This window comes from Azoarcus sp. L1K30 (genome assembly GCF_018122735.1).
In the GTDB taxonomy this organism is placed as follows: domain Bacteria; phylum Pseudomonadota; class Gammaproteobacteria; order Burkholderiales; family Rhodocyclaceae; genus Parazoarcus.
In genome coordinates this window covers 4,357,526-4,370,847 of record NZ_JAGRRD010000001.1, presented here as the reverse complement: position 1 = coordinate 4,370,847, position 13,322 = coordinate 4,357,526, and the positions used below count along the sequence as shown (strand labels likewise).

The 13,322-nt window shown below is 62.2% G+C and carries 15 protein-coding genes; 4 read left to right on the top strand and 11 right to left on the bottom strand.

What is annotated here, in order from left to right; genetic code table 11:
* Positions 1 to 105: 105 nt before the first annotated feature.
* Positions 106 to 999 (bottom strand): nitrogenase iron protein, encoded by an 894-nt coding sequence (gene nifH / locus J5J83_RS20155; RefSeq protein WP_212351713.1) that lies wholly within the window; start codon positions 997 to 999, stop codon positions 106 to 108.
* Between the two features lie 230 nt (positions 1,000 to 1,229).
* Between nifH and J5J83_RS20150 the strand changes: the two genes are divergently transcribed.
* The 3 genes from J5J83_RS20150 to J5J83_RS20140 all read left to right on the top strand — a co-directional run bounded on the left by J5J83_RS20150 (position 1,230) and on the right by J5J83_RS20140 (position 3,526).
* A complete protein-coding gene (locus tag J5J83_RS20150; RefSeq protein ID WP_212351712.1) occupies positions 1,230 to 2,036 on the top strand; it encodes an NAD(+)--dinitrogen-reductase ADP-D-ribosyltransferase in 807 nt (268 codons plus the stop codon).
* Positions 2,037 to 2,282: 246 nt separating this feature from the next.
* Positions 2,283 to 3,128, top strand: a complete 846-nt coding sequence (locus J5J83_RS20145; protein ID WP_212351711.1) for an SIR2 family protein — start codon at positions 2,283 to 2,285, stop codon at positions 3,126 to 3,128.
* Between the two features lie 2 nt (positions 3,129 to 3,130).
* Entirely contained in the window at positions 3,131 to 3,526 is a 396-nt protein-coding gene (locus tag J5J83_RS20140; protein ID WP_249115801.1) for a hemerythrin family protein, read from the top strand.
* Positions 3,527 to 3,634: 108 nt separating this feature from the next.
* Here J5J83_RS20140 and draG read toward each other — a convergent pair whose 3' ends face one another.
* From draG to J5J83_RS20095, 9 genes are all read right to left on the bottom strand, one after another.
* Positions 3,635 to 4,561: an ADP-ribosyl-[dinitrogen reductase] hydrolase gene (gene draG / locus J5J83_RS20135; protein WP_349251928.1), complete on the bottom strand. Its 927-nt coding sequence runs from the start codon at positions 4,559 to 4,561 to the stop codon at positions 3,635 to 3,637.
* A 26-nt stretch (positions 4,562 to 4,587) separates the two neighbouring features.
* Entirely contained in the window at positions 4,588 to 5,163 is a 576-nt protein-coding gene (locus J5J83_RS20130; RefSeq protein ID WP_212351710.1) for a nitrogen fixation protein NifQ, read from the bottom strand.
* 66 nt (positions 5,164 to 5,229) lie between these two features.
* Positions 5,230 to 5,592, bottom strand: coding sequence for a 2Fe-2S iron-sulfur cluster-binding protein (locus J5J83_RS20125; protein ID WP_108949295.1), 363 nt, complete (start codon positions 5,590 to 5,592; stop codon positions 5,230 to 5,232).
* Positions 5,593 to 5,646: 54 nt separating this feature from the next.
* On the bottom strand, positions 5,647 to 5,934 hold the full coding sequence (locus J5J83_RS20120) for a 2Fe-2S iron-sulfur cluster binding domain-containing protein (protein ID WP_212351709.1): 288 nt from the start codon (positions 5,932 to 5,934) through the stop codon (positions 5,647 to 5,649).
* A gap of 10 nt (positions 5,935 to 5,944) precedes the next feature.
* Entirely contained in the window at positions 5,945 to 7,234 is a 1,290-nt protein-coding gene (locus J5J83_RS20115) for an FprA family A-type flavoprotein (protein WP_212351708.1), read from the bottom strand.
* Entirely contained in the window at positions 7,231 to 7,713 is a 483-nt protein-coding gene (locus J5J83_RS20110; RefSeq protein ID WP_212351707.1) for a hypothetical protein, read from the bottom strand. Before J5J83_RS20110 ends, J5J83_RS20115 begins: the two co-directional genes overlap by 4 nt.
* Positions 7,701 to 7,991 carry a 4Fe-4S dicluster domain-containing protein gene (locus J5J83_RS20105; RefSeq protein ID WP_212351706.1) on the bottom strand — a complete coding sequence of 97 codons (291 nt, stop codon included), beginning with the start codon at positions 7,989 to 7,991 and terminating at the stop codon, positions 7,701 to 7,703. The genes J5J83_RS20110 and J5J83_RS20105 overlap by 13 nt, the downstream gene beginning before the upstream one ends.
* Positions 7,992 to 8,005: 14 nt before the next feature.
* Complete coding sequence (nifB, locus tag J5J83_RS20100; protein ID WP_249115800.1) at positions 8,006 to 9,430, bottom strand: nitrogenase cofactor biosynthesis protein NifB; 1,425 nt, start codon at positions 9,428 to 9,430, stop codon at positions 8,006 to 8,008.
* A 353-nt stretch (positions 9,431 to 9,783) separates the two neighbouring features.
* A complete protein-coding gene (locus J5J83_RS20095) occupies positions 9,784 to 11,532 on the bottom strand; it encodes a 5'-nucleotidase C-terminal domain-containing protein (protein ID WP_212351704.1) in 1,749 nt (582 codons plus the stop codon).
* Positions 11,533 to 11,977: 445 nt separating this feature from the next.
* Between J5J83_RS20095 and J5J83_RS20090 the strand changes: the two genes are divergently transcribed.
* Positions 11,978 to 13,054, top strand: a complete 1,077-nt coding sequence (locus J5J83_RS20090) for a cytochrome-c peroxidase (protein ID WP_212351703.1) — start codon at positions 11,978 to 11,980, stop codon at positions 13,052 to 13,054.
* Between the two features lie 75 nt (positions 13,055 to 13,129).
* Here the strand turns inward: J5J83_RS20090 and J5J83_RS20085 are convergent, their stop codons facing one another.
* On the bottom strand, positions 13,130 to 13,267 hold the full coding sequence (locus J5J83_RS20085; RefSeq protein WP_212351702.1) for a hypothetical protein: 138 nt from the start codon (positions 13,265 to 13,267) through the stop codon (positions 13,130 to 13,132).
* Between the last annotated feature and the right edge of the window lie 55 nt (positions 13,268 to 13,322).

Genomic DNA, 13,322 nt, shown 5'->3' with positions numbered 1-13,322 from the left:
CGACACCAATCTGTGCACGGCGTGGGTAGGTTTGCTCGACACCCGATGACGCAAGATCCTTGCGCCATCAGGCTTCTTGGGCAGGCGCAAGCCTGCCGGAATCAATCAGGCAGCAGCAGCGGCAGCCAGCTCGGCGGCGGTCTTGCCGACGATCGAGGTGTCTTCCTGCTCCATGATGCCGAACTCCATCAGCAGCTCTTCGAGCTCGTCCATGGTGATCGGGGTCGGGATCACGAACTTGGTGTTGTCCACAATCTTGCGTGCAAGGGCACGGTACTCGTCAGCCTGCTTGGCGGTCGGATCGAATTCGATCACGGTCATGCGGCGGATTTCGGCGTGCTGAACAACGTTGTCGCGGGGCACGAAGTGGATCATCTGGGTGCCGAGCTTTTCAGCCAGCGCCATGATCAGTTCGTCTTCACGGTCGGTGTTGCGGCTGTTGCAGATCAGGCCGGCAAGACGTACACCACCCGAGTTGGCGTACTTCACGATGCCCTTGGCGATGTTGTTGGCAGCGTACATGGCCATCATTTCGCCGGAACAGACGATGTAGATTTCCTGCGCCTTGTTTTCGCGAATCGGCATGGCGAAGCCACCGCAGACCACGTCACCCAGCACGTCGTAGAAGACGAAATCGAGATCTTCGTCGTATGCGCCTTCCTCTTCGAGGAAGTTGATGGCGGTGATCACGCCACGGCCGGCGCAACCGACGCCAGGCTCAGGACCACCGGACTCGACGCACTTGACATCGCCGAAACCGACGGACATGACATCCTCGAGTTCCAGGTCTTCCACGCTGCCTGCTTCGGCGGCGAGCTCCATGACCGAGTTCTGCGCCTTCGAGTGCAGGATCAGACGGGTCGAATCGGCCTTCGGATCGCAACCGACGATCATCACCTTCTTGCCTGCTTCTGCAAGAGCGGCGACGAGGTTCTGGGTGGTGGTGGATTTGCCGATGCCACCCTTACCGTAGATGGCGGCTTGACGAAGTTTTGCCATGATGCGTTACTCCTTGTCGGAACTGAACTTGTGAATCGATTGTGTTGCGTTGAACCACGAGCACTCTTTTGCAATGAGCGTGCCAGCTTCGAACGCAACACATAACGCATTGTTTTATTTGGAGTTCGACTGGATTGCCGGCCGACAAGCACACTTCACCACCCGACAATGACCCTACAATTTGTAGGGCCGACAACATTGACGTCGCAATTCCTGCAAGCATCGCGCGAATGACGATTCCGCCGCGCGGACGACGCGCCCTGAACCGCTGCAGCCTGCCAGCCGAAGCACTTGGCAGCTTCGCCTTCCAGCTTGCGCCGTGTGCGCTGACGCTCGATGGCGTCCAGCCACTGCATCAACCGCTGTTTGATCGGCTCGACGCCCTCGATCAGCCCGCCGCGAGAGCACAGCTGTTCCGCACCTATATGAACGCGCATTTCATGCTCGACGACCCGCCCGCACTGGGCATGTCGAAAAGTGCGCGCGTAGATCGCAGCAAGATGGACTACCTGCGTCTGCTGCGAGGCTGGCTGTTTGACGCGGAACGGCGTGAGGGCGCCATTCTCAAGGCCTGGGTGGAGTCCCGCTTCGGCCTGCTCACCCGCTTCCATCGCGGCACCCTGGCAGACGAGGACGAAAGATCACGTGAGGATTTCGACCACGAGGTTGCCGCCGGCCTGTATGCCACCGCAGCACTCGAGGCGCAGGTCGACTTGTTGTACGCGTGGACACAATATGAACTTGCGCGCCGACACGCCGGGCAGACACACCTGCTGCTCTACCGCGGCGTTTCCAACACCGGTGGGCTGCGGACACTGAACACCCTTGATGACGGCCGGCAACTGGTCGAACTGAACAACCTCAGTTCCTTTTCCGGGAGCAGGGACCGCGCAGACGAGTTCGGTGACCATGTATTTTCGTGCGCCACCCCGATGGCGAAGATTCTGGCCTTCAGCGGCCTCATGCCCGGTCTGCTCCAGGGGGAAAGCGAGTACCTGGTGATTGGCGGCGTGGCAGCGGTTCGGTTCGAGTGCTGAGCGCAGGGGGCCCGGCACGCCCCTGCCGGACTGAATGTCGACCGGGGATGGCACATGACGCCGGCCTCTTGTCGGAAGTCGAACATTGGCATGTCCGCCGCACGACAGATGCGACCAAATCAGGCACTGCGATATACCGGGGGCCGCTGAGTACGGGCCAGTGCGACGCGTTGCAGCGATGGCACCGATCTTGCTGGACAAGGGGGAAGTCGCGAAGTACGCGCCCAGCAACCACAAGGAAGCCTCATGACGACCGTCTTCGACCAGATCCGCGCCGGCCTTGCTGCCGGTGAAGTGGTGCCCTTCATCGGCGCCGATGCGCTTGCCGATGTCAGCCATCTCAAGACCGGTGCAAAAATCCCGGCCACCAGCGACGAGCTCATTCTTGCACTCAACAACGGCCAGCCGATGGCGCCTCGGCTGATGTACGAGTTCCCGCGCGCAGCGATGAATATCGAACTCAAGCGCGGTCGCAGCACCGTCAACCGCGCACTCGACACCATCTATGCCGACACAGGCTGGTCACAGGCAGCGATGCACGGATGGCTCAACTCGCTGAACCTGCCCTACATCATCGACCTCAACCGCGACACTGGCCTGCAGCAGGCCTGGTCAACCCGCCCCCACACGCTGATCGTCGGCATCGCCCGCATCGCTGGGGGCCTGCGCTACAAGCTGTTTCGCCACGACGGTGCGTCCTATGCGGCCGTCGGAGACGAGAGCGGTATCGATCCCAAGGCCCCTATCCTGTTCAAGCCCTGTGGTACGCCGTGGCCCGAGCCCAACTGGATCGCCTCGGATGCCGACTTCGTCGACTACATCACCGAACTGATGGGCGGCTTCGCCATTCCCCCCTACCTCAAGGAACGCCGCCAGGGCTTGCGCTACCTCGTCATGGGTGCCCGCCTCAATCGCGACACCATCCGCATGATCCTCGCCGATTTCATCTATGGGGCAAGCCAACCCGCCGGCTGGGCACTGATCCCCGGCGCCAACGACAAGGAAAAGCGCTTCTGCGCCCGCATCGGGCTGGAAGTCGTCGATGCCGACTGGCGCGAACTCGCCGAACTGCCGGTCACGGAGGCCGCCTGAGCATGGCGGCATGGGACGAGGCTCGCCACGCACTCGGCGTTGACGAGATGGATGCGACCCACCAGGCATTCATCGGCCTCGTCTCTGCGCTGGGCGAAGCCGACGACGCAGCATTCAAGACCCTCTTCGCCGAGCTGCTCGATCACTGCCGCAGCCATTTTGCAGCAGAAGATGCCTTGATGCGTAGCAGCCGGTTTGCCGCAACCGGCGAGCACATCGGCGAACACCAGCGCGTGCTTGCCGAACTGCGGGCCTTCAATCGCAGCGTCCAGGGCGGCAGGCTGATGGTGGCGCGCGCCTACGTTCGCGAGAACATGCCCGAATGGTTCGACTTGCATCTATCGACAATGGATGCCGCACTCGCTGCGCATCTGCGCAAGCTACGCGAATCCGCCTGATTGCCGGCCCGGGGTATCGGGCTGCAGCACGGGGGTTCGACCCAAGCGGACCTGGCGGGGACAACAAGGGCTTGAAGCGCCACGCGCTCCCGAGGAAACGCGCCGTGTTCAGATCACGGATCTGGTCGGCTGTGGATAACACAGGGGCGCGAGTTCGATCAGCCCGGTCGCCATCGAAATGCATGCCGCGCGCACCGTGGGCCGCAGCGCGCCCACCCACGCCGGGGGCAAGGCCCGTTCCCCGCACAACGCGCCCATCACCATGCCGGCGATCGCGCCTGTCGTATCCGCATCTCCACCACGATTGACGACATCGGTCAGTACCGCGCGAAAGCCGTCGTGACGCGCCATCGACTGACATACCGCGCGCATGGTGTCGACGATGTAACCGCTGGGATTGTCACAATGACGCCCGTGGAAGTCGAACTCCGGACATTGCGCTGCGAGCATCTCGGCACGTTCGACGATGGCGTGCTGACCGGCCCCTAACAGTGCGCTCTGCACCATATCCACAACGCACAAGGTCGCCACATCAGTCAGAGGATTGTTGTGGGTCACCCGAGCCTGCACCAGGGCCGCGTATGCGGTGACCTGCTGCGCCGCCCCCAGACACGCCAGCGCAACCGGCAGGCAACGCATGGTGGCGCCATTGCCCGCATCCGATGACAGCGGCGCCTCCGTGCTGCCGCTCAGGCGCCAACGCACGATACCGCGGCGCACGGTATTTCCGATATCGACCGGCTTTGCGCGCATCCAGGCATCGAATGCCTGCGCACAGGCTTCGGCATCCGGCACGCCGCGCGCACGCAACCACGCCTCACCGAGCGCGAGCGTCATCGTCGTGTCATCCGTCACTTCACCGGCCTCGAGCCGCAGCCAGCCGCCACCGCAGATCCGCTCATGCACACCGTACTGGGCACTGATCTCGCGCGGCGTCATGAACTCGACCGTCGCCCCCAGCGCATCGCCGATCGCGAGGCCCAGCATGGCCCCCCGTGCGCGATCCGCCAACGCGCCGCCATCGTCGCGCGCCACGGCATGTCCTTGCGCGGGCGCAGCACTCACACTTCGGGCCCGAAACAGTTGCCGTAATCGGCACACGCTTCGCACGACGGCGAAGCGCAGACGTAGATTCCTTCGCGCTGGCACAGCTCCCGGTAGAGGAACTTCTTCCACTTCATGTCACGGTTGTTGGCCGCAGCCAGTTCGGGGAAGTTGAGGGCAATCAGCTGCGACAGTTCACGCCGTGAGGGCAGCCCCAGGTCCTGCCACAAGTGGTCGTTGCCCATGCAGGCCGTCGCCACGATCAAGGCCATGTCGGACGCGCCATCGGTCGTCTCGGCCGCATGTTCGGAGATGAAGCGAAGCAGGTCCTCGAATTCGGGATGAAGCGTGGGTGATGCGCCAAGGGCGCTGTTCGGACGCCACACCAATCCGGGGAAGTGCCGTGCCACAAGGGCCGAGAATCGATCGGGACCAAGCCCGAAATCGGCCGGCAGCATGCCTTCGCCAACGGTCCATCCGGCAATCAGGTGGGCAATGAATTCGTCGTTTGCATGACCAGCCGCATGTGTCATCAGATGTGCATGCAGCGCGGCACGAACAGGCGAAGGTCGAAAACTCAGGGGTGCCAGCATGACATTGCTCCTTGCGGTTCGATTGGGCGCATCTGACTGGGTGCGGTCAGGTGCGCCCGTTGCCAATCAGTACTCGACCAGCAGATCCTCATCGCGCAGGATCATCTGGCAGGCAAGGCGCCACGGCGTGACCGAAACGTCCTCGACGCGCATGCGTTCGATGTCTTCCGCGTTGATCTTCTTGTGCTCGCGCAGCACGACCAGCTCCTTGTCGGTCAGGCGGCTGGCCATCGGGTCGGTACGTTGCCCGTGGTTCGCGAGCGGCGTGATCTTGACCATGCAGGTCGCGCACTCGCCGTCCTCACAGGAAAAATCGATCGGGATGTGATTGTCCTTGGCGATCTTAAGGATGGTCTGGGTATGCGAACCGGCCACGGCATAGACAGTCTTGTCCTTGTGGATCGGGCTCGAAAAGGTGATGTTAGGCATGGTGAAACTCCACTACGGTTGATTGAACGGCCTCTCTGCCGGTTGTTGTCGGGTTCAGCCCGGGCGCACCACGACATGCCCGCCCAGCACCTGGGCCTGACAGGCAAGCCGGTTGGCAACGCCGGCGTAGTTCTCCTTGAGCACCTTGTCCTCGAGCACCGAGGGCGTGGCCAGGTGCTCGGAGCCGGAGACGATTTTCATCATGCAGGTGCCGCACTCGCCCTCGCGGCAGCCGTAGGTCAGGCCCGCACCGATCTTCTCCGACACCTCAATGAGGCGCGTTCCGGCAGGCACGGTGACGGTGACGTTGATATCCTCGAAAGTGACTTGAGCCTTGGGCATGGTTCGGTTCCTATGCGGTCAGCGCGTTAGGCGCGGTAAAGTCGATATGACGGGATGCGACACGGCCAACCAGATGCTCGGCGAGTTCGCGTCCGAGTGCGGCACAGTTCTCGAGCTCCTCGTCGGTTGGAATGAGCTTGACCTTGACCCCGGGACGCGGCACCCGCAGCTTGAGTCCGCGCAGGCGGTCCTCGACCAGCCCGACCGCCTCGCCGCTCCAGCCGTAGGAGCCGAAAGCGCCGCCGACCTTGCCCTTGACCTTGACCAGAGTCAGGGAAGACAGCAGGTCCCACACCGGCTTGACCGCATCGCCATTGATCGTCGGCGATCCGAAGACAAGCCCGTCGGCCTCCTCGATCAGGTCGACGAAAGGGCCGGGATCGCCGCCGGCAAGGTCGTACATCGATACACGAACACCGTCGACGCCTTCCGCACCGTTGCGCACCGCCTGCGCCATGCGCTCGGTATTACCGTAGGCGCTGATATAGAACACCAGCAGGGTCTTCTCGCGTCCGCCGGCCTCATTGGCCAGCAGTGGGGCGGCCAGTTGCCGGTAACGGCGCACATAGCTGGTCGGTGCATCGCGCAGGATGGGGCCATGCGCGGGGGCCACCAGTTTCAGCGCCAGCGGCTCGATCAGGTCGAGTGCAGTCAGCACATGCTCCCGGAAGGGCCGCATGATGTGCTGATAGTAATAATCAAAGGAAAAGCGGAAATCGCCGACGCGGTCGTTGAACAGACGCGAATCGCAGAAGTGGCAGCCGAACACGTCGCCAGAAAACAGCAGCCCGTCTTCCTCGACCCAGGTGCATTGGGTATCCGGCCAGTGCAGATAGGGCGTATGCAGGAAGCGCAAGGTGCGACCGCCGAGCTCGACCCGCGTATCCTCGTCGACCGGAATGATGCGGGCCTCGTCCAACCCCTCCTTGACCAGGCCCTTGAGCATCTTCAGCGCCGGGTAGGAGAGGTAGAGTGCAGCCTGGGGCGCGGCCTTGAGCAAGGCGGGCAGCGCGCCGGTATGGTCGGGCTCGAGATGGTTGAGCACGATCGCGCGGATCTCGTCAGGACGGCAACAGGACCACAGGCGGGCAAAGAAATCTTCGGCGAATTCGGCCTTGACCGTATCGATGACGGCGATGCCCTCGCTGCCCCGCACGGCATATGCGTTGTAGCTGGTGCCATTGGCCGTGCGCAGGATGATGTCGAACTGGCGCAGATCGGGGTCGAGTGCGCCCACCCAGAACACATCTGGTGCAATGGCAACCGGCTCGCCAGGACGAACTGCGCCGGTGCGACTCATGGAAAGCTCGCACCTGACGGCGGCGCGCAATGATATGCGGGGTTGCGCACTGCAGGACTCTGCGGCTTGCATTCCGCGGAAGCCCCCCTGGCGCCATGGCTGCAGCCTTCGGGCACGGATCCGTCGGCCAGGCGGATTCCGTGCTGCACGAGCCACCCGGCATCGAAACCGCAGCACCGCTCGCCAGCCACCTCGATCAGCGGCCGGCGAATCAGGAGAGGGTCGGTCAGCAGACGGGCAAGTGCACTTTCGGCATCGAAGTCCGCTGGAACTACCCGCCCCTCCTTGACCGCAGGCGCGGCCCGATTGAACCATTCGGCAACCGGTCTCAAGCCGAAAAACGCCGACAGCGAGGCCGCCGTCCATGGCTCCGTCAGGAGATCATGGACGAGGACCTCGCAACCGGCCTCCCGCAGCAGCCCGATCTGGCGCGTGTTGGTCGCGCAGCCGGGCTTCCACCAGAAGCTTACTGTCGGCATTCCGCTTCCCTCATCTGCTCGAGCAGGTGAAGCGGAATACCCGTCAGGGAGCCAAGCGGGTTGAGCGCCTCGCCGTACTCATCAACGATTGCCCCTTCGATCGGACAGATCTCCGCGCATTGCGGCAGATCATGATCGCCAAGACACTCGGTGCACTTGTCGGGGTTGATGAAGAACAGTGGTTCGCCCGGCTGCATGACGGCCGAGATGGCCTTGTTGGGGCACAAGGGCTCGCAGGCAAAACAGCCCACACAGGAATCGACGATTTCAAGTGACATGTCCTTTCCTCCTGTCAGGCGGCCTGTGCCGCACTGTCCGCGCGCGGCAGCGCGAGCTTGCCAGCGGCCGCCATCTCGTCATACACCGCACGGATCGCGTCCTCGATCGGCTCCATTGCATGCTCGCCATTGGGCTGGATACCCGCCTTTTCGAGATCGGCCCAGGGCTCGAAGCCGATCTTGCTCGCAAGCAGAACCTCGACCCCCTCGAGCGACCTGATGATGCCGCCGAGCACGGTCTCCCCGTCGCCACAGGACTCGTCGCCCATGCAGTACGGCGTGCATTTGCGGTGACCCAGGAAGCGATGCTCCTTCGGACCGATCTCGTACACCAGGAACTCGTGCGCATGACCGAAATGCTCGTTGATCACCCCGCCGCCCTTGGTCGCAATCGCGATGCGGATGTTGCGGGTCGCGGGCACGGCTTCGTCCTCGAGCGGCGCATCCGGATTGAACTTGGGGGCAGCCTTGAGCGCGCGCTTCATCTCGAGCTCGGTGGTGATCGCTTCATGCACCTTGGCACGCTCGACCATGGCGGTGGCGTAATCGACCTCCATCTCGTCGATCTTGTCCAGCGTGAACTCGTCGCCGCGGTCCTCGCCCAGCAGGCCGACCGCATCGGCACGGCACTGGCGGCAATGACGCATCATCGACATGTCGCCGGAACAGTCGTCCTGCAGCGCCTGCAGTTCGAGCGGGGTTGGCTCGGGCTGGCCCATGATGCCGTAGTAGGTACCGTGTTCGGCTTCGGCGATCAGCGGCATCACGTTGTGCAGGAAGGCACCCTTGGCCTTGACGATCTTCGACACTTCCTTGAGGTGCTGGTCGTTGACCCCCGGAATCATCACCGAATTCACCTTCACCAGAATGCCGCGACTGGTGAGCATCTCAAGCCCCTTTTGCTGCTGCTCGATCAGGATTTTCGCGCCTTCCACACCACGGATGCGCTTGTTCTCCCAGAAGATCCAGGGATAGATCTTGGCGCCAATCTCGGGATCGACACAGTTGATCGTGATGGTGACGTGGTCGATGTTGTGCTTCGCCAGCTCGTCCACACAGTCCGGTAGCGACAGACCATTGGTCGAAACACAGAGCTTGATGTCGGGCGCCTGTTCCGAAAGCTGACGGAAAGTCTCGAAGGTGCGCTCCGGGTTGGCAAGTGGGTCGCCGGGTCCGGCGATGCCGAGTACCGTCATCTGCGGAATCGCGGCCGCCACAGCGAGTGTCTTCTTGACCGCCTGATCGGGCGTCATCAGTTCCGACACGACGCCCGGACGGGATTCGTTGGAACAGTCGTACTTGCGGTTGCAGTAGTTGCACTGGATGTTACAGGCCGGTGCGACGGCAACGTGCATGCGGGCAAAGTAGTGATGAGCCTCCTCCGAATAACAGGGGTGGTCCTGCACTTTGCTGCGGATGTGATCGGGCAGATGCGACAACGCATCCGGTTCGGTGCCACAACCACTTTCACTGCACCCGCCCCCTCCACTCGGAGGCGCGGCATTGCTAATGACCGGGAGTTCCATCATCAATCCCCTAATAGATGTCTGACGCGGATACTTCTGCAATCCGCGTGCCAGCACTAGAGGATATTCAGCACACTGTTTTTATTGGATTTTCTTCACAACGCCAGAGCACTTTGTCGGATGTGCAACAGGCCCGGCTGTGGGACTCGCGACACCTTACGGCAGTACAAAGAGAAAATGCCCATGGACAAGCCACGGGCACTGAGACCGGCGCCGTACTACCACGCCTCACCCCCTGCAGCGAGGGCGAGAGGCTTCGGATACGGTCAGGGCATCTCGATATACGATTGCGTGCTGAACGCACCGGTATCGGGCCGCCGCAGAGGGGAATTCTCCTTCACGTACTGCAGGAAGGAGTCCGCATAGTCCAGGTACGTGTCCTCGCGCCGCGCGCTATCCACCGCCTTGAGCGTGTTGTAACTGTCGCCGCCTTCCGCGGTGAAGTTGTTCGTAATCAGGCTGTAGTTCCGGGCGGTGTCAAAAGCCCCCCAGGTACCGGAGGCATCCCGCCACTCGATGGCGGAGATGCGCGAACCTTTGGGCTGATTCATATCGACATTGAAGCGCAGGCCCGCGGTATAGGGATACGCGCCGGTTCCCGTGCCGTTGATCACCGAGTCGACCGCGTCCTCCAGAGTAGCCACCACCTCGTCGCCGCTCAAGGTCATACGGACCAGCAGGTTCTTGAAGGGCAACAGCTCATAGACCTTGCCGACCGTCACATCACCTGCCGCAATATCCACTCGCACCCCACCGGCGTTCTGCAGTGCAATATCCGCACCGCCAAAACGTTGTCCCTGCTGCAGAAAGGCCTCGGCCACGAGTTGCTGGATGTCGCCCCCATGTGCAATAACATGGGGGTCGAGATTGCACGCATCCCCCAGGCGCGAGCGTGAGGTATCACGCTTCGTACCAGGCACTCGACGCAAACACAGGTCATCGACGCTCGAGCCCGCAATCTGCAGCCCAAGCGCATCCTTTGCAAGCTTGTAGGGCTCGAGCGCAGCAACCGCAACCGGCGACGGCGCGACTACGCTGAAGCTCTCCGAAGCATCGAGTTGCGCGCGATAAGCAGCGGCATCGGCAGCGCTCGCGGCGACGGCCCCCTCGGTGAAGACGTCGCCCACCAGAATATGAGGCCGCCCGGCACAGTTCGACACCACACCATCGCGGTCGAAACTGACCTTCAGCTCCCCCACCGCATAACTGTATTGCCAGGCCTGAACGACGCAGACACGCTTCCCTTTGCTGTCCAGTGCCTCGGTCGGGTAGGCGCCACTCGGCGACAGTCCGACCGCCTGCAGGCTATCGGGGCCGAGCAAGGTGTGCGAGTCACCGCCAACGATGACATCCACCCCGGAAAGCTGGGAAGCCATGGCGACATCTACCGAATAGCCCTGATGCGACAACAGAACAATCTTGTTCACCCCACTCTTCTGCAGGGTATCGATTGCGTTCTGAGTGCTTTGAACCTCGTCTTCGAAAACCGTACTCGCATCCGGACGCGAGGCATTGCGCGTCTTGCCCGCCACGGTCAATCCGATCACCCCGATCTTCTGCCCGCCGCGCTCAAGCACGGTATAGGGCTCGACACGGCTTGCCAGCGCCGAACCAGCGGCGGCGTGCACGTTGGCCGACAGGACGGGCGTACTGCACACAGCAGAATCCGCATGCAGGAAGTCGATGAACTTCACCAGCCCTGCATCGCGATTGTCGAATTCATGATTGCCGATCGCGAATGCATCGAAGCACACCGTATTCATCATGACCGCATCGGCCTTGCCCTCACTCTGGGTGAAATAGAGGTCACCCGTCATCGCGTCACCGGCATGCAGTTTCAGAACGTTCGGCGAAGCCGCTGACAGTTGCGCCATGGCAGCCGAGACACGGGCAAAGCCGCCCAAGGGAAGCCCGACCCGTGTGGCGGCGCCTGCGGCATTGCTCAGCGTGAGCGTCGTGCTCTCCGCATCAAGATGGGAGTGGTGGTCGTTGACATGCAGAATCGTCAGCTCCATTGGAACGCCGGAGCCCCCCCCGCCACCGCCGCCGATGCAAGCAGTCAGCAAAGTTGTGGAAACGAGAAGCGCCAGAACGCGCGGCAGCGTGCTCTTGAGCGTGGCAGCAGAAGGCATCGAACACCTATGTCATCGAAGGTCGGAATGCGCAGGCTATCGGGACACCTTTAAGCTTTCATGACTTGATTCGCACTGCTTCGATACGCTGCCGAAGACTCAGTACGGCGCCCCGCTCAGCAGCCCGGCCGGACAATGCCGGCTCCCGTCCCCGCCAGGGCAATTCCCCTTGCCTCACCGCGTTCACCCTGCGTTCACTTTGCATATGCAATTTTCACTGTGGCGGCACCAGCTCGTCATGCTCAGGCCGTCATCTGCGGAGTGACACCGCGGCTGCAACAATCAGACGCTGCCCTTACCGACCCATCGTTGAAACGGAGAACACAGCATGAAGCCACTTGTACGATATCTCACCTTCTCGGGCCTCTTTACCCTCGCGTTGAGCGCGCACGCCCAACAATGGCAAGCCCTCCCCGAACACCCTCCAGTCCCGGCCGACAATCCTCAAACTCAAGCGAAAGTCGATCTCGGCAAAGCACTGTTTTTCGATCCCCGCCTGAGCGAACACGGCACCTTGTCATGCAATTCCTGTCACAACGTCATGGCCGGTGGCGATGACAACCGTCCAAACTCGATCGGCATGCACGATGCACGTGGCGGGCGTAGCGCGCCAACCGTGTGGAATGCTGCCTACCAGTCCGTACAATTCTGGGACGGCCGCGCTGCAACGCTCGAGGATCAGGCCAAAGGCCCCATCACCAACCCCATCGAAATGGGCATGAGCGATGCGAAGGTCGCCATCAGCCGACTCGAGCAGATCCCGGGCTACCTGCCATTGTTCAAGGCGGCTTTCCCGGCCTCGCCCACGCCGTTGACGATGGATAACCTGGCCAAGGCGATCGCCGCCTACGAGCGCACGCTCGTCACACCGGATACGCCCTATGATCGCTACGTCAAGGGCGACAAGAAGGCGCTGTCGGCCCAACAGATCCGCGGCATGCAGACCTTCAGCGAGCTGGGCTGCACCGCCTGCCACTCGGGCGCCAACTTCAGCGGGCCGACAATGCCGACGGGCGAAGGTGTTTTCATGAAATTCCCAACCATTACCGGCAGCGCCTTCGACAAACAGTACGATCTGTTGTCAGACACGGGCCGGCACGCTTCGACCGGCAAGGACAGTGACAAACACATGTGGCGCGTGCCGACGCTGCGCAACATCGCGCTGACCGCACCATACATGCACAACGGGAAAGTGCCCACGCTGGAAGAAGCCGTGCGCGTCATGGCCAAGACCCAGCTCGACAAGGATCTGGAGCAATCACAGGTCAACGATCTGGTGGCCTTCCTGAACGGCCTCAGCGGCACCTTCCCCGTTCAGACAATGCCACGCCTTCCCATGACCGAGGGCAGGTCCATCGTTCCGCCAGTTGACCCGCACCTCAAGACCGCGAGCGCAATGAAGTAAGCCCGCGAGCAGTCGGGAGGTGGTCGTCGATCACCTCCCTGACCCAGTGCCACGCTGAATCACCTCGCGGGGTGCTCACGTCAAATGGGTCACACTGCCGACAACGGCCATACTCGCCGGGATCGAGATGAAGGCAATACTGCCGACTGCCAGCAACAACCCCACGGTAACGGCAACAAATTCACGAAAGAAAACGGTTTCACTGAGTTTCATGGTCGACTCCTGACGGTAGGCGATGCACGGCGGGAACTCCCGCCTGCGCCCCACA

Bases quoted from the DNA above. Each gene is read 5' to 3' on its own strand.
- J5J83_RS20115 (WP_212351708.1), bottom strand. From the start codon at position 7,234: ATGAGTCGCACCGGCGCAGTTCGTCCTGGCGAGCCGGTTGCCATTGCA.
- J5J83_RS20150 (WP_212351712.1), top strand. From the start codon at position 1,230: ATGACGATTCCGCCGCGCGGACGACGCGCCCTGAACCGCTGCAGCCTG.
- J5J83_RS20130 (WP_212351710.1), bottom strand. From the start codon at position 5,163: ATGCTGGCACCCCTGAGTTTTCGACCTTCGCCTGTTCGTGCCGCGCTG.
- J5J83_RS20145 (WP_212351711.1), top strand. From the start codon at position 2,283: ATGACGACCGTCTTCGACCAGATCCGCGCCGGCCTTGCTGCCGGTGAA.
- J5J83_RS20095 (WP_212351704.1), bottom strand. From the start codon at position 11,532: ATGGAGCTGACGATTCTGCATGTCAACGACCACCACTCCCATCTTGAT.
- J5J83_RS20140 (WP_249115801.1), top strand. From the start codon at position 3,131: ATGGCGGCATGGGACGAGGCTCGCCACGCACTCGGCGTTGACGAGATG.
- J5J83_RS20105 (WP_212351706.1), bottom strand. From the start codon at position 7,991: ATGTCACTTGAAATCGTCGATTCCTGTGTGGGCTGTTTTGCCTGCGAG.
- J5J83_RS20125 (WP_108949295.1), bottom strand. From the start codon at position 5,592: ATGCCTAACATCACCTTTTCGAGCCCGATCCACAAGGACAAGACTGTC.
- J5J83_RS20090 (WP_212351703.1), top strand. From the start codon at position 11,978: ATGAAGCCACTTGTACGATATCTCACCTTCTCGGGCCTCTTTACCCTC.
- nifH (WP_212351713.1), bottom strand. From the start codon at position 999: ATGGCAAAACTTCGTCAAGCCGCCATCTACGGTAAGGGTGGCATCGGC.
- J5J83_RS20110 (WP_212351707.1), bottom strand. From the start codon at position 7,713: ATGCCGACAGTAAGCTTCTGGTGGAAGCCCGGCTGCGCGACCAACACG.
- J5J83_RS20085 (WP_212351702.1), bottom strand. From the start codon at position 13,267: ATGAAACTCAGTGAAACCGTTTTCTTTCGTGAATTTGTTGCCGTTACC.
- J5J83_RS20120 (WP_212351709.1), bottom strand. From the start codon at position 5,934: ATGCCCAAGGCTCAAGTCACTTTCGAGGATATCAACGTCACCGTCACC.